This window comes from Streptococcus oralis subsp. oralis, from assembly GCF_000960035.1.
GTDB lineage: Bacteria > Bacillota > Bacilli > Lactobacillales > Streptococcaceae > Streptococcus > Streptococcus oralis_G.
Genome location: NZ_JYGR01000002.1, coordinates 162978 through 179288 on the forward strand (window position 1 = coordinate 162978; position 16311 = coordinate 179288).

The window sequence follows — 16311 nt, forward strand, 5'->3', positions numbered from 1 at the left end:
TTAACAGAAAAAAGGAATTTACGCCATTATAAGATATCTATCTCTGTGATAGTTTTTTTTTATGGCTGACTAAAAGACCAGACGCAAGACTGCAATCAAGACTACCCCAAAAAGAACCGTACCCACTAGATTGCGGTAGCGAAAGGCTACCCAAGCCGTTGGAAAGACTGCTAAAAAGTCCAGCCATTTGATCTGAGGAAGGCTGCCAGCCTTTCCGGTCACTACGCTTGAAAGGATCAAGGCAAAGATAATAGAAACAGGCAAGAACTTCAAAAACCGCTCAACGATAGCAGGCAAGCCCTTATACTTGACCAAGATGAAGGGAATCATACGGGGAATCCAAGTCACTAGGCCTGAAAAGATAACGGCTAACAAAAGATATTTACTGACCATCTAAGACCACCCCCATAGTACAACCTAGCAAGGTCGCAAACAAAACAGCTAGCGACTGAGACACCACTGTCAAAAGCAAAAAGAAAGACAGCGCAACAACGGCTAGGATCCGCAGCAGATTGCGGACAGGAACCCGTCTTTGCATAATCTGAAATTGCGAAGTAAAAATCCCAATAAACATCCCAACAAGGGCAAAGTCCAAGCCAAAGACCTCAGGATTTGGAAGAAGCCCACCTAAAGCTGTCCCCGCCACTGTCCCAATAAACCAGGCTACATAACTATTGAGATTGTTCCCGTGCATCCACATAGGATGGACCTTGTCTGTATGGGCTAATTCTCCCATCAAAACCCCATAGGTCTCATCTGTCAGGAGACTGGACATACCGATATTTTGCCAGAGACTAGTATGACGGAAATAAGTCGATGCATGCAAGCTCAGCAAAAAGAGTCGCAAGTTGATCAAAAAGACCGTCATAGCAATAGCTGCCACAGGCGCTTGTACCGCAATCAGTGCCAACATGGCAAACTGGGCGCTCCCAGCATAAACAAAGAGGCTCATCAAGCCCATCTCAACCGGTGTCACATAGGGCGCGCCAATAATCCCACAAGCCAGACCAATGCTGACATAGCCAAGAGCAGTCGGCATGGCCGCCTGAACACCTTCCCAAAATCCTTTTTCTTTCATCCTTCTCCTCATATTTTCTCCAATTGAGGCTGTTCATCATCACAGCCACAGCAAGGACTATTATAACATATTCAAAGAAGAGAAAAAAGTTTCGGATTCGAAACCTATTGCCAGCAAAAAGTGCTGAAGAGGAAGCATCATGGATACATGAGAAATTGATCCACTCGGATAGTATACTTATCGGTTTCTGTGTCTGTAGCATATTTATTTTCTGTTGGATAGACATCGATCCAGAGTTCCCACTGTTGTCCTTTTAACTTGACCTTGTAGCGATAACCGTCATCATAGATGCCTACTGTCTCAGTTGTCATGGACTGGTAATCTGGGAGTTCTTCCAGTTCTTTTTTTACAGTCTGGGATAAGTTATCAAGCAATGCTTGCTGCTCAGCTTTTGAGGTAACGGGAAAATAAGCCGCTACTGTTTCCAAACGATGCGATTTTGAAAATGTAAAGGTCGCTCGGCCTGGATAGCCTTTCAAAGTAATCTGCTCATAGTGATAGAAAAGGCGACCTGTTTTATAGAAATATGGGTCTTCTGCACGCCAAGTGTCGCGATAGGCCGTTTCCTTTTCTTCCTCTACCTCGCTAGCCTTTCCCAATACTTCTTCAAAAGATTTAGGAGACATACCGAACGAAAGGGATTCAAACAAGACCAGTTGTGTCTTTTTGATATTCTGGCAAGCTGATAAAAGCATGAGTAAAGCTCCAATAACAAGCAAACCACTGATTATTTTTGTAAATTTCATATTTCTACTATACAAAAAAAGTCTATGATTGACAAACTTTGATAGAGTCAGATTCCGTGGTTAGATTCTAAAATTACTTTTTCATTTAAGGTAACAAGGCATTGAACAAGGACTATTATTAGATATTGGAGATAAGAAAAAGACTGGGAAGCCAGCCTTACCGTATGAACAAAAGTTAAATCAAAGTTCCCTACTAAATGCTCTCACGAATATTCAAGAGCATGACAAATGCGGTTAAGAGTAATAGCAATAGAATAAAGCTGACCGCTAGGGTCCCAAAACTTGTAGCAATCGTTACGAAAACGATTGTGAATAGACTTGGTAAAACAACCGTAATAGCACCAATAGAGGATTGAACCGCTCCCATTGACTCCTCAGGTATTTGTTTAAAGACGAGTTCTTGCAATCTAGGAGAGAGTAACCCTGCGATGAAGGCATCCAAGGAGCTGAAAAGCAGAATCAAACCAAAATGAACTGTGGCAAATCCTACTAGAAGGAGTAACTGGATGATGACTGAGGCGTAGAGAGCTGTTTTTATAGAAATCGTATTTTTTAGATAGCCACTTACAAGACTTCCGACAATAAGTGCTAACAATTCTAGTGTTGATAACAAAGCGAGTGATTGACCGGTTTGTAAATTCAAAAACGGTTGGTTTCTTAAAAAAAGAGTCGAAATAGGAACAGTGACATTGATCACAGCTTGGCTGATAGAGACAATAAATAAAATGAAGATTACTCTATCCATATTCCAGATCAATTTTGATGATTGGAACAAATGCTGGCAAAACGATTTTATAGAAAGACCTTCTTGATAGCTAATTGTTTTTTCAACTTTCAAAAGATCATTTTTTATAAAGAGAATACCTACAAAGGCTATCAGAAATGTCAGAGCGTTTAGCAAAGAAATAAACTGAATGGAAAGAATTCCTAGTAAAATCCCTCCTAGAATATTACTGATTGTCCGAACTAAACTAACTGTTGATTGTTTAAAGCCAATGGCTTCTGTCAGATGTTCTTTCCCAATGATTCTTATAAAAATAGGAGTTAGCATGGCTCCTGAAAAGTAACTCAATGTATCCGACAAGAGGTTCATTAAACAAATAAAGAATACGAGCCATAATGAAAAGGACTGCCCTGAAAGCGAAAGTGCCACTATAGAATAAAGTACAAATTTGACAAAACTAATAACCGTATACTTTAGAACACGATGATATTGAAAGTCAGCCAAAACTCCCATAAAGATTTGCAGAACTTGAGGAACAGTCTCTGAAATCGTAATGAGTAAAATCGCCAAGGGGGCAAACGAAGCGTCTGCCACATAATTCAAAAAAGCAAGATAAAAAATCGTATCCCCAACCGTTGAAATCCACTGGTTGATGGTTAATTGCCTAAAATCTCTATTTTGAATAAATACTTTCATCGCAACTCCTTTTTGAGTTCAAACGGGAAGTTTTCCCCAAGGATAGACCAATAATGCTGAGCACCTAAAATTACAGCAACGGTAAAATTTGACCAATGCCATTGTAAACTATATGTAGCCCAATAGGCCAATAAATGGACTTTGTCACTCTAAACAAGACTGCAAGTATGAGACCGCCACCCATATATACGAAAAAGTCTGTCAAGACCCAACCGTGATTACTAATGTGCAAGATTCCAAACAAAGCAGCAGAACCGAGCACATCCAGTCCCCATTTCTTTCCTTTTTCCAGAGCAGTCATCACCAACCCACGATAAATCATCTCTTCAAAAATGGGACCTGCAATTACAGGATAGAAAAAATACATCAAAAATGCCGTTGCTCCCGTAAAAGTAGGAACATCCAGTTGATAAGCAATTTCATTTTTGGTAGATGGGAAAAGAAAAAAGGTAACGAAATTCCAAACAACAAAAGCAAGAAGAGCTAAAAAGGAATAAAAAAGATAGGAACCTCTAAATTTTCGACTGTTAATTTTCTGCCATTTACCTGACCAAACCATAACAATAATAGCAAGCAGAACCACAAGAAAATTCAACAGCATATCCGACAAATAATAGGAAAAGTCGGATAGACCAGCAGCAAGATCGGTATGTAAAAGCAAACGAATGAAGAACTGGTCAGCAATGACAAGTAGAATAGTTACAAACAAGTAGTAGCGTGAGATTATCTTTTTCATTTTATTTTCTCCTATACTATGAAATAAAGACAGTATAACACGAAAAATGCCCTATTTTAGAAAATCGCATATTTGACATTTTTTCTTATAGAAATTTCATTTTTGCGATTGTTTGTTAATCGATAAGGTCTTTATATTGCTGTAAGCGTAGTTCAAAAAGGGCTGTTAATTGAGGATTCTCTAATATTTGTAGAGATTGGATAAAATTTTCAATCTCTTTTTGATTGCTTCCTTTGGTTTGGAGGAAAATGCTCATCTTCTTTAAAAACTGCCACAATAATTTCTCAAAAACATCGTATGGTCGGAGCATACTCTCCAACTCGGCTTCAAAGATTGGGATATAAGAAAAAAGTTTGCGCTCCATGAGCTCTGAGATGATATTTAACAGCCCTTGTTTCATATACAATTGATTGTGTACTAACTCTTTAAATTCCTTGGATTTTTCAAGTAAAGAGGTAGATAAAAAAATCAGATCTTGATTGCTCAAGAAGGGCATGGTATTGCAAAAAAGATAAAGTTCAAACCAGGTCCAAGACTCGATAGCATAGAGGTAAGTAGTTAAAAACTCACTATCCTCCTCTTCTAGCGGATACCTTTTATCTAAGGAATGGATGGCATCTTTGATTACAATAGCGTTCAAACGACGATAAGTCTGCGCCATCTGTTCCTGCTCGACCTTCTCTAATAGTTGCTCTAAACCTGCTATATCTTGATGGGCAAAGCGATCCACAACCCTTCTACCAAATTTCATATGCGGAGATTCTTGATAGTTGTTGAGCTTGTGCCCAAACTCATCAAAGGTCACATTTATCCCTTGGATAGCTAGAATCAGCTTATCTGCAGACAGCATAGACTGTCCCAGTTCAAACTTGGATAGCTGGGATGCTGTTAGTCCAGCACAAGCTACATCTGATTGCTTGAGTTTTCTCGCCAGACGCAATTCCTTATAAAATTCTCCTAATTCCATTTTTTCAATCATGGCCAAACTCCCTTTACTATTCTATTCGTAAAAACTTTTCTTTTTTATCATATTATAAAATATTTTAGCAAAAAAGCCAGCTTCAAGCTGACTCTTTATTCCATGGTATCAAAGGCGAGACTTGGTTTGGCATTGAGGTCCAAGCCTGCAAAGTTTTCTTTATTCCACTCGCTGACGCTAGCATAGGCAATCATACCTGCATTGTCTCCGCAAAGGCGTAGAGGTGGGATGATAACCTTGACATCTGTGATTTCAGCTGCTAGGCGTTCTCTGAGCCCTTTATTAGCTGCCACGCCACCTGCAACAACTAGAGTTTTAACAGGGTATTTCCCCAAGGCTTTCTTGGTTTTTGCCATAAGAATATCCATGACTGCTGCTTGGAAAGATGCTGACAGGTCTTCCTTGGACAAGCTTTCTCCCTTTTGCTCGGCATTGTGGTGAAGATTGATAAAGGCAGACTTCAAACCTGAGAATGAAAACTCCAGATTATCTTCCTTAATCATAGCACGTGGGAAAGAATAAACATCCTGACCTTGATGGGCCAGCTCGTCAATCTCGCGACCTGCTGGATAAGTCAAGCCCATGACACGACCGACCTTATCATAGGCCTCACCAACTGCATCGTCCCGCGTTTCCCCAACAATCTTATAATCCCCAGCCTCAGAAACATAGACCAACTCCGTGTGCCCACCGCTGACCAAGAGAGCTAGCAAGGGAAACTCCAAAGGCTCCACGCTTTGAGCTGCCATGAGGTGACCCGCCATGTGATTCACGGGGATCAGCGGAAGTCCATGAGCCCAAGCAAAGGCCTTGGCAGCTGACAAACCAACTAGCAAGGCTCCGACCAATCCTGGTCCGTAGGTAACCGCCACAGCTGTTAAGTCCTCTTCAGTAATCCCTGCTTCTGCTAGCGCCTCCTCGATGCAGGCTGTAATAACCTCGACATGGTGACGGCTGGCTACTTCTGGCACTACGCCCCCAAAACGTTTGTGACTCTCAATTTGACTCGCAATGACATTGGACAAGAGCTCATCATCGTTTTTCAGTACGGCGACACTGGTCTCATCACAGGATGTCTCAAATGCTAAAATATATCTATCCTTCATCTATTTCTCTCTTCATGATGATGGCGTCCTCGACTGGGTCATGGTAGTAGGCCTTTCGCTCAGCGATGATCGCCATCTTTTCTTTCTTGTAAAATGCTTGCGCTCGTTGGTTTGACTTTCTGACTTCTAGGAAAATCTCCTTATCCGCTGGCAATTGAGCAAACAAGGCTGACGCAATTCCCTGACCCTGATAGGCTTTTTTGACAGCGATTTGCAAGACTTCTGCCTCAAAGAGATTCTCCTGAACAGCTAGAAAACCAATCACTTCTGCCCCATCATAAGCCAGAGCGTACCAAGTCTGGTCTTGGGACAGGTCTGCTTGAATTTGTTCCAGCGTCCAAGGACTGACTGGGTAAACAGCTGCCATGATAGCATAGGTAGATTGAGCTAGGTCAAGCTGTCTTTGGATTCGTTTGATTTCGATCATAGGCGTTTAATGTAAGGCGCGCCAGACTCGGAGTGGTTCTTGAGCCAGTTTTCCTCAGCTTCAACACGTTTGAGGTAATTTGGTACAAAGTCGTGCAAGGAGTCTGCTTTCTTGTCCCAAGCCCAAAGAGCAAGATTCTCTGCATTTGGCAAGGTCTCTTGGTAGCTAGCTTGTGGTAGCTGTTCTTGGATCTGCTCCACAAAGGGGCCAACTTCTCCGACAAAGGTCACCTGTTCAGCATCCGTGACTTTTTCTAGCACTTCCGCAAAGGACAAGTGTGCTTCTGGCATGACAGGTTTGGCATTTTCATAAAATCCTGCATAAACATTGTTGCGACGCGCATCCATCAAGGGAACAAGGAAGCCTCCTTGTTGGCGTGGTACCAGAGACAATAGACTCGACATACCAACCAACTCAATGTTCAGGGTATGAGCCAAGGTCTTGGCAGTTGCTACCGCAATTCGCAAACCTGTATAACTACCTGGTCCTTCCGCTACCACGATTCGGTCCAAATCCTTGGGTGTCCAGTCCAAACTGGCCATCAAAAAATCAATGGCAGGCATGAGGGTAATACTGTGATTTTTCTTGATATTAATCGTCGTCTCGGCAAGAACCTGCTTGTCCTCTAAAATAGCGAGAGAAAGAGCCTTGCTGGACGTATCAAAAGCTAATACTTTCATAACACATTCCTATCTTTTTGTCTGTTTACTATTATACTACAAAAGCCAGCGCATGGGAATTTTCTTTATTTTGAAACAAAAGTGCCTGCCACTTAAACAAGCAATTCTGCACAAAAAATTCAAAAAAGTTGTAGCTTTTTTGAATAGAAAAGTGAACAAGGAAATTGAAAAGTTCTTTGTAAAAAATTTGGATCAGGCATTTATGTTTCAACTCGATTTTTGATACGAAAGAACATCGTCGTAAAAATAAAGATATCACCTAAAAATAGAAAAAGTCCATCCCATCTATCAAGACGAGGTGGATTTTCTGTATATCTAGAGGAATAATTGACTTTAGGCATTTAAACCAAAGTAGAAAACGAGCCAGACAACATAGGTAACCAGGAGGAGAAAAATTGAATAGAGCGTCACAAAAGCAAGCTTCCAAAGGAACTTTGTTTTGCGGTGTTCCAGATGAACAAACAGGGCATTCCCCCCATAGACACAAGCTACAAAGACTACAAACATCAAGAGGCGAACCCCTACTGCAAATTCAAACAAACTAAACATTCTTAATCCTCCTTTTGGTATTCCTATTTTTATATAAACTGTTGACAATGTTGTTCTATCAATGTTAAAATGTAATTCAACACTGATAGGAAAATCAGGTTGAGTCGTTGACTCTTCGGGTTGCAGTGCTATCCCTGAAACTTTGGTTTCTAAAGAACTGAAATTGCGATTGAACAATTCGCCCCCAGTGTTTGACGGCTCTTGACTTCGGTCAGGAGCTTTTTGATGCTTTTAAAGTTGATTCCCTCAGTAAGTTATAGTAAAGTATAAATATCGAGAGGATAACATAGGGCGACTGGTGACAGAGCGTTCAAAGGTACCAACTTCTGGTACGGGTGTGGGACTGCCCTCAGCTTTGAGCTGTAAAGACCCCTGACTACCATTGGTCCTCTCTTTTTGCTTACTCTTAAATTAAGTGCTTGTCTTTACCTTTTAGTAAGCGCTCCACTCCATGCTATTTCTACATCGTTATACTTATAGATTGACTTCTTAGCCTCATAGATGATAGAATTAAGTAAAGGCTGAGATCGAGTTTGATTTGGTGACAAGTCATTCAAAGGTTGCGATGCATTCGCTTCAGGTAGAGGTGCTGCCATCTGGACTGCTCCAGGAAAATCCCCGAGTTTTGTCTCAGCCTTTTTATTTGCTCTTGAGATTTCTCAAGAGCTTTTTCTTTTTTCAAAGATATCATTCTGTCCCAACCATCCACTCCAACGATTAATGAAACTAGAACTATATTCTTCCTTAAATCCACTATCTCTTTAGATTCCCCCTTTAATTATAACACCTAAGCGCTCTCCGACCAAATCCTACCTGTCTTTTTGCTTCCTCTTTCCCTCCCGACTTTCTCCATTTCCGTCTTTTACTAATTTTTCATTTTGTGGTATAATTGAAATAATTGTAACGAATCAAGGTCAATCTAGACACAAAATGGAATGAAATTAAGCAAATCTCTGCTAAAAGTTTGGAATAAGCTGACCTGTAAATAGAAAGGAAATATATGATTTACAAAGTTTTTTATCAAGAAACAAAAGAACGTAGCCCACGTCGTGAAACAACACGCTCACTTTACCTAGACATCGATGCCAGCTCAGAACTTGAGGGCCGTATCGCTGCTCGCCAACTTGTCGAAGAAAACCGCCCAGAGTACAACATCGAATTCATCGAACTCTTGTCTGACAAATTGCTAGATTACGAAAAAGAAACTGGCGCTTTCGAGATTACGGAGTTCTAATATGGCCTACACTCTTAAACCTGAAGAAGTCGGCGTTTTTGCCATCGGTGGTCTGGGAGAAATCGGGAAAAACACATACGGAATTGAATACCAAGATGAGATTATCATCGTTGATGCTGGGATTAAATTTCCAGAAGATGACTTGCTGGGTATCGACTACGTTATCCCCGACTACTCTTACATCGTAGACAATATCGACCGCGTCAAGGCTGTTTTGATTACCCACGGACACGAGGACCACATCGGTGGGATTCCATTCCTGCTCAAGCAAGCAAATGTCCCTATCTATGCTGGACCACTTGCCTTGGCTTTGATCCGTGGAAAACTCGAAGAACACGGCCTCTTGCGCAACGCCAAACTTTACGAAATCAATCACAACACTGAGTTGACCTTTAAAAATCTCAAGGCAACTTTCTTTAGAACCACTCACTCTATTCCAGAGCCTTTGGGGATTGTCATTCATACCCCTCAAGGAAAAATCGTCTGTACAGGTGACTTTAAGTTTGACTTTACTCCAGTTGGGGAACCTGCGGACTTGCACCGGATGGCAGCCCTTGGTGAAGAAGGCGTGCTCTGTCTCCTGTCTGACTCGACAAATGCGGAAGTGCCAACCTTTACCAACTCTGAAAAAGTCGTTGGTCAGTCCATCATGAAGATTATCCAAGGCATCGAAGGACGTATCATCTTCGCATCCTTTGCCTCAAATATCTTCCGTCTCCAGCAAGCAACGGATGCTGCTGTTAAAACTGGACGCAAGATTGCTGTCTTTGGACGTTCGATGGAAAAAGCCATTGTCAACGGGATCGAGCTTGGCTACATCAAAGCTCCTAAGGGAACCTTTATCGAGCCAAATGAAATCAAAGACTATCCTGCAGGCGAGGTTCTGATCCTCTGTACAGGTAGTCAAGGGGAGCCAATGGCGGCCCTCTCTCGTATCGCTAACGGAACCCACCGTCAGGTGCAACTCCAACCCGGCGATACCGTTATCTTCTCTTCTAGCCCAATCCCTGGAAACACGACTAGCGTCAACAAGCTGATTAACATTATCTCGGAAGCTGGTGTCGAAGTCATCCACGGTAAGATTAACAATATCCACACCTCTGGACACGGTGGTCAGCAAGAGCAAAAACTCATGCTCCGCTTGATCAAGCCAAAATACTTCATGCCTGTCCATGGTGAATACCGCATGCAGAAAGTCCACGCTGGACTAGCAGTGGATACTGGTGTCGAGAAGGACAATATCTTTATCATGAGCAATGGTGATGTACTTGCCCTTACTGCTAACTCTGCTCGTATCGCAGGCCACTTCAATGCCCAAGATATCTATGTCGATGGAAATCGTATCGGTGAAATCGGTGCTGCTGTCCTCAAAGATCGTCGTGATCTATCTGAAGACGGTGTCGTTCTGGCAGTCGCAACTGTTGACTTCAAATCGCAGATGATTCTGTCTGGTCCAGACATCCTTAGTCGAGGCTTTGTCTACATGAGAGAGTCTGGCGACTTGATTCGCCAAAGCCAACGTATCCTCTTCAATGCTATTCGTATCGCATTGAAAAACAAAGATACTAGCGTGCAGTCTGTCAATGGTGCCATTGTCAACGCCATTCGCCCCTTCCTCTATGAAAATACGGAACGTGAACCGATCATTATCCCTATGATCCTCACACCAGATGAAGAATAATAAATCATCCCTCATCTATGAAGCACACCCCAAAAGTTGGAGTTTGTCTCTTACTTTTGGGGTGTACTTCATTATTGTGTGAGCTTTATTTAAGTAAAAATTCCTGAGGACTATCAGTTCCTCAGGAATTTGATGTGCTTATGCACCACATCTTCGTTTTTCTAGTATGTTATATTTTTTCTTTTATTATATAAAGTAATTAACTGTAAGTTCTCAACTCGGTCCAAACATTTTGGTTACTAAATGTCTTAATCCGTCCAGCTGGACGCCATTCATTAGTTCCTTGATATTTAACCTCTAATTTATAAATATTAACTGTAAAAGAAGCTTTCAAAACTATATAACCATATTTATAAGGCGGAACAAAATGAGTGGCTGCGCTTCCATAAGTAAAACCTATTCCATACTCAGAAGAAGAAAAACTTTGTCCTGATGATATTGACACACTAGCTCCTGAGCTCCCCCCATAAACAGTATAAGAAACTCGTCCAGAAACCGCTGTATCACGGTAAGAGCTGAGGTATGTTCTACGGACACTACTCACTCCATAAGAACGGAATGAACTTGCACTAGAAGGCGTTGTGTTTCTAGATTTTAAAAATTGTTCTCTAGTTTCTAAATTTTCAAACTCATAAATTACCCCAGTTTTATTTTCTTTTAATACCAACTCTGATACCACTTCAAAATCAGAACCTGGAATAGTATCTGCTTTGACATCTAAAAATATTCCAAAAGTGAGCAAGCTAAACAACAATAAGAATATCAACTTAAGTCTGTTCATATCCAATCTCCATTCTAACTAGAAAATCGAAGACGAAAAATAAAATGATATTATTTTTTCAAACTCTTAAAAATCATGATTACCCCTACCATCATTCCTAAAGATGGAACTGGACGCCACAACAAACTCCAAAATATAGATTGTATTTTTAACATTGGTTCATCATCAACTACATGGTAAGGATTTATATGAAAAAGCAAAAGACAGCAACATATGACCAAAACACCACATAGAAATAAGATATCTGGATTTATTTTTCTAATTTTAATCATCCCCTTCCACAATACTTTATTTTTCAAAAAATGGGAACTTCTTATAGAGAGAAGTGTCTTTTTATTCGTGATAAAATGCAAGGACTAGGGTTAGTGTAACGATGTCTCGCCTAAAATCCGCTCAAAGAATCTTAGGCGAGACAATCGTTTCAGCTACCAAGTGATAGGTACTATTCTCTGGTCAACCTCCGCACCTACATTTGAAATTTGTATATATCTCCCAATTTTGAAAGTATAAAGTATAAACTAAAAGACGAATAGTGTATTCAGCAAAACAACTACTGACAGACCCCTCCCTTCTAGTTTAGCTAAATACTTTTGTTAACGCTTTCATTTTATCATAAAATAATTTCAATGTCAAATTTATTTATGAATATAGCTCTATAAATTATAATAAGTAACAAATGTCCTAGAAATTAAAAGCAAAAAACTTTTAGAATATTTATCACTTATGTTTCTAAAACCCTTATTCTCTTGTATTCAATATTCAATATTAGTATCATTGCTTTTACAACGGCCAATCTCAGATCAGTATTTCTTCCACCAATAGTATATTTAATCATTACTTTGAATATTTTGATAATGTTTTATCAGTGGCATAAAAGATTTCTTTTAATTTAATATTTAAATGTGCAATATAAATCCAGAGTCCGTCAACAAAACAGCCCCGTCTTCGGAGCTGTTTTTTCTATACTTTCTTTTCTTGATTCTTCGAAATACTACGATTTTTACCTTCCAGATAGACCATCAGAATGGAAATATCTGCTGGGTTTACTCCCGAAATACGGCTTGCTTGGCCGATAGTTTCTGGATTGATGAGTTTGAACTTCTGGCGAGCTTCTGTCGCGATAGAATCAATGTCATCCCAGTCGATATTGGCTGGAATGCGTTTTTCTTCCATGCGCTTCATCTTGGCAACCTGATCCATGGCTTTGGAAATATAGCCTTCGTACTTGATTTCTGTTTCAATCAATTCGATAATCTTATCATCCAAGTCCTCAGCAGCTGGTCCGATGAAGGCCACCACATCTTGGTAAGAAACTTCTGGACGGCGAAGGAATTCCTTGGCTGTCACCGCATCAGTCAACGGCTTGAAGCCCATTTCCTCAACCTTAGCATTGGTTTCTTTGACTGGCTTGAGTTTGATACTGTCTAGGCGCTTCATCTCATTGTCAAATTGATTTTTCTTGATTTCAAAGCGGGCCCAACGTTCATCGTCCACAAGTCCAATCTCGCGCCCCATCTCTGTCAAACGCATATCGGCATTGTCATGGCGAAGGATGAGACGGTATTCAGCACGGCTAGTCAAGAGACGATAGGGTTCAATAGTTCCCTTGGTCACCAAGTCATCAATCATGACCCCAATATAGCCGTCACTGCGCTTCAAAATCAATTCAGGCTTGCCTTGGATTTTTAGAGCTGCATTGATACCCGCGATGATCCCTTGGCCAGCAGCTTCTTCGTAACCTGATGTTCCATTTGTCTGACCAGCAGTGAAAAGACCTGAGATTTTCTTGGTTTCCAAAGTTGCACGCAACTGGTGAGGCAAGACCATGTCGTACTCAATAGCATAACCAGTTCGCATCATCTCAGCATTTTCCAAACCTTTGATGGAATGAACTAGCTCGCGCTGTACATCTTCAGGCAGACTGGTTGAAAGACCTTGAACATAGACTTCCTCTGTATTGCGCCCTTCTGGCTCAAGGAAGAGTTGGTGACGTTCCTTGTCCGCAAAGCGTACAATCTTGTCCTCAATCGACGGACAGTAACGAGGACCTACACCCTTAACTACACCTGTAAACATAGGCGCACGGTGGAGGTTGTTTTGGATAATCTCATGACTGGTTCCATTGGTATAGGTCAACCAGCATGGCACTTGGTCCTTGACATAGTCCTCATCACGTGAAGTGTATGAGAAGTGGTTTGGCGCTTCGTCCCCTGGCTGAATCTCTGTCACATCGTAGTTGATAGAGGAAGCCTTGACACGTGGAGGAGTTCCTGTCTTGAAACGACCGATTTCGAGTCCCAATTCCTTGAGGTTATCAGCTAGGTTAATCGAAGCTAGACTGTGGTTAGGACCTGATGAGTACTTGAGATCTCCGATGATGATTTCCCCACGGAGGGCAGTCCCTGTCGTCACGATAACAGCCTTGGCAGCATACTCTTGATGGGTCGCTGTACGAACACCGACAACCTTGCCATCTTCCACCAAAATCTCATCAATCATGGTTTGACGAAGGGTGAGGTTCTCTTGATTTTCAACCGTCTTGCGCATCTCCTTAGAGTAAAGTTCCTTGTCAGCCTGCGCACGAAGGGCACGGACAGCTGGACCCTTACCAGTGTTGAGCATCTTCATCTGGATGTAGGTCTTGTCAATGGTTTTAGCCATTTCACCACCGAGGGCATCGACTTCACGCACAACAATCCCCTTGGCAGAACCACCGATAGAAGGGTTACAAGGCATGAATGCCAACATTTCAATGTTGATGGTCGCAAGCAAGACCTTACAGCCCATACGGCTAGCAGCTAGAGATGCCTCCACCCCAGCGTGTCCCGCACCGATTACAATAATATCGTATTCTTCCGTAAAATTATAAGTCATTTTCTCTCCTATTCCTCAAGATGAATGTGTCTTAGTTGACCGTCCCAATCCGGCAGGGCTGTTTTTAAAAAGGCTGGAACTAGCTGGATATTCTGGAGTTCATCCAAGTCAATCCACTCACAAGGTTGCGATTTTTCGTCTTCCTGCATGGTCAATGGAGCATCTTCAAGCAAGTTCACCAGATAATGAAACTCGATGTTGTGATAGGAAACACCGTCTTGTTCAAAACAATTTTCAACTACGAAAGCTAGCTGTCCAGCTTGAGCTTTGACACCTAGTTCTTCCTTCACTTCACGGACTACCGCGTCTTCCGTGCTTTCATTGACTTGAATCGCACCGCCGATAGTGTAATATTTACCCTTGTCTTTAGTAACTAGGAGCTTGCCATTTTGGAGAATCAAGGCTGTCGCCCGAACACCAAAAACAGTATTTCCTACTTTTGTCCGAAAGTCTTGTTGAGTCATTTTTATCCTTTCCCTTAAACGACACAAAAACAGTCAAAACTCCAAAGAAGTGCAGGACAAAAAAGCCTGCAACATCCATGAGCTTTGACCATCATTTCTATTGCTTTTATTATTGTAGCAAATTGAGAAAATTTGTCAATCTAAATGTACTGACAAACCTGTCCATCTCGATAAGCATTATCAATCAAACCGCCACCGAGACACTCATCGCCATCGTAAAAGACAACTGCCTGTCCTGGTGTGATGGCGCGTTGCGGTTCCGCAAAGATGACCTCTGCCTTATCTCCTTTGACATGTACTGTCACCTTAGAATCAGGCTGACGGTAGCGGAATTTAGCCGTACATTCTAGCGTAAATTCCTCTGGCATCTCACGAGTAAAATGAACTTGACTGGCTTCTAGGCTGGTTGACATAAGCGAATCATGGTAGAAACCTTGGCCGACATAGAGGATATTCTTGCTTAGATCTTTTCCGACAACGAACCAAGGGGCATTGTCACCACCGTGTTGGCCACCGATACCGAGTCCGCCACGCTGACCAATCGTATAGTACATAAGGCCGGCATGCTCACCCATATCGCGACCATCCACAGTCATCATGCGACCAGGCTGAGCTGGCAGATAGTTGCTGAGAAAGTTTTTAAAGTTCTTTTCTCCGATAAAGCAAATCCCTGTCGAGTCTTTCTTCTTAGCAGTCGCAAGTCCTGCTTCTTCTGCGAGTCTGCGAACTTCAGGCTTTTCCAAATGTCCCAATGGGAACATGGTTTTTTGGAGTTGTTCTTGCGAAAGTTGACTGAGGAAATAGGTCTGGTCCTTGCCATTGTCCACGCCACGAAGCATGTGAACGATGCCATCCTCATCACGCGCCACTCGAGCATAATGCCCAGTCGCTACATAGTCTGCACCCAAGGTCATAGCATAATCCAAAAAGGCCTTGAACTTGATTTCCTTGTTGCACATAACGTCTGGATTTGGCGTGCGCCCTGCACGGTATTCCGCTAGGAAATACTCAAAAACGCGGTCCCAGTACTCTTTTTCAAAATTGACAGAGTAGTAAGGAATGCCAATCTGGTCTGCCACTGCAGCCACATCCTTGTAATCTTCGGTCGCCGTACAGACGCCGTTTTCGTCTGTGTCATCCCAGTTCTTCATGAAGATACCGATCACATCGTAGCCCTGCTCCTTGAGCAAGAGAGCCGTCACCGACGAATCAACACCACCACTCATCCCCACAACAACACGTGTTTTAGAGTTATCACTCATGGTAAGTCTCCCATCTATTCGTTTATTTATACCCCTCAAAATTCTATTTACTATGACTTTCAATAGAATTTCTTTGAGTATAGTCTTTTCGTTTGCTTTTAGGAGTAAAATGGTCTGGGAGACCATTTTAGCCTATCATCTTAAAATGAAAATATGATAGGCAACGAGTCGCAGGCATAACTTGAGTTCGCTCAATCAGTCTGGAAGACTGATTGAGGTTATAAATCAGACAAGCTCAGCTTGCATCTCATTGCGAGTTAACGACGTAATAAAAGATAAACGAAATGACTAGTT

The 16311-nt window shown here is 41.8% G+C and carries 16 protein-coding genes; 2 read left to right on the plus strand and 14 right to left on the minus strand.

Going from position 1 to position 16311, the window contains the following annotated elements; genetic code table 11:
• Positions 1-69: 69 nt before the first annotated feature.
• From TZ92_RS01050 to TZ92_RS01095, 10 genes are all read right to left on the minus strand, one after another.
• Entirely contained in the window at positions 70-393 is a 324-nt protein-coding gene (locus TZ92_RS01050; RefSeq protein WP_033630451.1) for an AzlD domain-containing protein, read from the minus strand.
• Positions 383-1078, minus strand: coding sequence for an AzlC family ABC transporter permease (locus TZ92_RS01055; RefSeq protein ID WP_080702672.1), 696 nt, complete (start codon positions 1076-1078; stop codon positions 383-385). The genes TZ92_RS01050 and TZ92_RS01055 overlap by 11 nt, the downstream gene beginning before the upstream one ends.
• Positions 1079-1215: 137 nt before the next feature.
• Positions 1216-1824: a hypothetical protein gene (locus tag TZ92_RS01060; RefSeq protein WP_033630452.1), complete on the minus strand. Its 609-nt coding sequence runs from the start codon at positions 1822-1824 to the stop codon at positions 1216-1218.
• Between the two features lie 193 nt (positions 1825-2017).
• Positions 2018-3244: an MFS transporter gene (locus TZ92_RS01065; protein ID WP_033630453.1), complete on the minus strand. Its 1227-nt coding sequence runs from the start codon at positions 3242-3244 to the stop codon at positions 2018-2020.
• 70 nt (positions 3245-3314) lie between these two features.
• Entirely contained in the window at positions 3315-3980 is a 666-nt protein-coding gene (locus tag TZ92_RS01070; RefSeq protein ID WP_033630454.1) for a CPBP family intramembrane glutamic endopeptidase, read from the minus strand.
• Between the two features lie 115 nt (positions 3981-4095).
• A complete protein-coding gene (locus tag TZ92_RS01075) occupies positions 4096-4959 on the minus strand; it encodes an XRE/MutR family transcriptional regulator (protein ID WP_033630455.1) in 864 nt (287 codons plus the stop codon).
• 95 nt (positions 4960-5054) lie between these two features.
• Positions 5055-6065: a tRNA (adenosine(37)-N6)-threonylcarbamoyltransferase complex transferase subunit TsaD gene (gene tsaD, locus TZ92_RS01080; RefSeq protein WP_033630457.1), complete on the minus strand. Its 1011-nt coding sequence runs from the start codon at positions 6063-6065 to the stop codon at positions 5055-5057.
• Positions 6055-6492 carry a ribosomal protein S18-alanine N-acetyltransferase gene (gene rimI / locus TZ92_RS01085; RefSeq protein WP_033630458.1) on the minus strand — a complete coding sequence of 146 codons (438 nt, stop codon included), beginning with the start codon at positions 6490-6492 and terminating at the stop codon, positions 6055-6057. The genes tsaD and rimI overlap by 11 nt, the downstream gene beginning before the upstream one ends.
• Positions 6489-7172: a tRNA (adenosine(37)-N6)-threonylcarbamoyltransferase complex dimerization subunit type 1 TsaB gene (gene tsaB / locus TZ92_RS01090; protein WP_033630459.1), complete on the minus strand. Its 684-nt coding sequence runs from the start codon at positions 7170-7172 to the stop codon at positions 6489-6491. The genes rimI and tsaB overlap by 4 nt, the downstream gene beginning before the upstream one ends.
• A gap of 333 nt (positions 7173-7505) precedes the next feature.
• Positions 7506-7721: a hypothetical protein gene (locus TZ92_RS01095; protein WP_000492029.1), complete on the minus strand. Its 216-nt coding sequence runs from the start codon at positions 7719-7721 to the stop codon at positions 7506-7508.
• A 1000-nt stretch (positions 7722-8721) separates the two neighbouring features.
• Here TZ92_RS01095 and TZ92_RS01105 point away from each other — a divergent pair.
• Together TZ92_RS01105 and rnjA are read left to right on the plus strand one after the other, a co-directional pair.
• Positions 8722-8955 (plus strand): DNA-dependent RNA polymerase subunit epsilon, encoded by a 234-nt coding sequence (locus TZ92_RS01105; RefSeq protein WP_000639585.1) that lies wholly within the window; start codon positions 8722-8724, stop codon positions 8953-8955.
• A 1-nt stretch (position 8956) separates the two neighbouring features.
• Positions 8957-10636 carry a ribonuclease J1 gene (gene rnjA, locus TZ92_RS01110; RefSeq protein WP_033630461.1) on the plus strand — a complete coding sequence of 560 codons (1680 nt, stop codon included), beginning with the start codon at positions 8957-8959 and terminating at the stop codon, positions 10634-10636.
• Between the two features lie 199 nt (positions 10637-10835).
• Here rnjA and TZ92_RS01115 read toward each other — a convergent pair whose 3' ends face one another.
• The 4 genes from TZ92_RS01115 to mnmA form a co-directional block, all read right to left on the minus strand.
• The gene (locus TZ92_RS01115) at positions 10836-11417 is read right to left on the minus strand and encodes a hypothetical protein (RefSeq protein ID WP_033630462.1); all 582 of its coding nucleotides are present in this window, start codon (positions 11415-11417) and stop codon (positions 10836-10838) included.
• 960 nt (positions 11418-12377) lie between these two features.
• Positions 12378-14291, minus strand: coding sequence for a tRNA uridine-5-carboxymethylaminomethyl(34) synthesis enzyme MnmG (mnmG, locus tag TZ92_RS01120; RefSeq protein ID WP_033630463.1), 1914 nt, complete (start codon positions 14289-14291; stop codon positions 12378-12380).
• Positions 14292-14299: 8 nt separating this feature from the next.
• Entirely contained in the window at positions 14300-14755 is a 456-nt protein-coding gene (locus TZ92_RS01125) for an NUDIX hydrolase (RefSeq protein ID WP_033630464.1), read from the minus strand.
• A gap of 140 nt (positions 14756-14895) precedes the next feature.
• Complete coding sequence (mnmA, locus tag TZ92_RS01130; protein ID WP_007520866.1) at positions 14896-16017, minus strand: tRNA 2-thiouridine(34) synthase MnmA; 1122 nt, start codon at positions 16015-16017, stop codon at positions 14896-14898.
• Between the last annotated feature and the right edge of the window lie 294 nt (positions 16018-16311).

Coding starts and splice junctions, on each gene's coding strand:
- mnmG (WP_033630463.1), bottom strand. CDS start 14,291: ATGACTTATAATTTTACGGAAGAATACGATATTATTGTAATCGGTGCG.
- TZ92_RS01105 (WP_000639585.1), top strand. CDS start 8,722: ATGATTTACAAAGTTTTTTATCAAGAAACAAAAGAACGTAGCCCACGT.
- mnmA (WP_007520866.1), bottom strand. CDS start 16,017: ATGAGTGATAACTCTAAAACACGTGTTGTTGTGGGGATGAGTGGTGGT.
- TZ92_RS01070 (WP_033630454.1), bottom strand. CDS start 3,980: ATGAAAAAGATAATCTCACGCTACTACTTGTTTGTAACTATTCTACTT.
- TZ92_RS01060 (WP_033630452.1), bottom strand. CDS start 1,824: ATGAAATTTACAAAAATAATCAGTGGTTTGCTTGTTATTGGAGCTTTA.
- tsaB (WP_033630459.1), bottom strand. CDS start 7,172: ATGAAAGTATTAGCTTTTGATACGTCCAGCAAGGCTCTTTCTCTCGCT.
- TZ92_RS01115 (WP_033630462.1), bottom strand. CDS start 11,417: ATGAACAGACTTAAGTTGATATTCTTATTGTTGTTTAGCTTGCTCACT.
- TZ92_RS01125 (WP_033630464.1), bottom strand. CDS start 14,755: ATGACTCAACAAGACTTTCGGACAAAAGTAGGAAATACTGTTTTTGGT.
- tsaD (WP_033630457.1), bottom strand. CDS start 6,065: ATGAAGGATAGATATATTTTAGCATTTGAGACATCCTGTGATGAGACC.
- TZ92_RS01075 (WP_033630455.1), bottom strand. CDS start 4,959: ATGATTGAAAAAATGGAATTAGGAGAATTTTATAAGGAATTGCGTCTG.
- rimI (WP_033630458.1), bottom strand. CDS start 6,492: ATGATCGAAATCAAACGAATCCAAAGACAGCTTGACCTAGCTCAATCT.
- TZ92_RS01095 (WP_000492029.1), bottom strand. CDS start 7,721: ATGTTTAGTTTGTTTGAATTTGCAGTAGGGGTTCGCCTCTTGATGTTT.
- TZ92_RS01065 (WP_033630453.1), bottom strand. CDS start 3,244: ATGAAAGTATTTATTCAAAATAGAGATTTTAGGCAATTAACCATCAAC.
- rnjA (WP_033630461.1), top strand. CDS start 8,957: ATGGCCTACACTCTTAAACCTGAAGAAGTCGGCGTTTTTGCCATCGGT.
- TZ92_RS01050 (WP_033630451.1), bottom strand. CDS start 393: ATGGTCAGTAAATATCTTTTGTTAGCCGTTATCTTTTCAGGCCTAGTG.
- TZ92_RS01055 (WP_080702672.1), bottom strand. CDS start 1,078: ATGAAAGAAAAAGGATTTTGGGAAGGTGTTCAGGCGGCCATGCCGACT.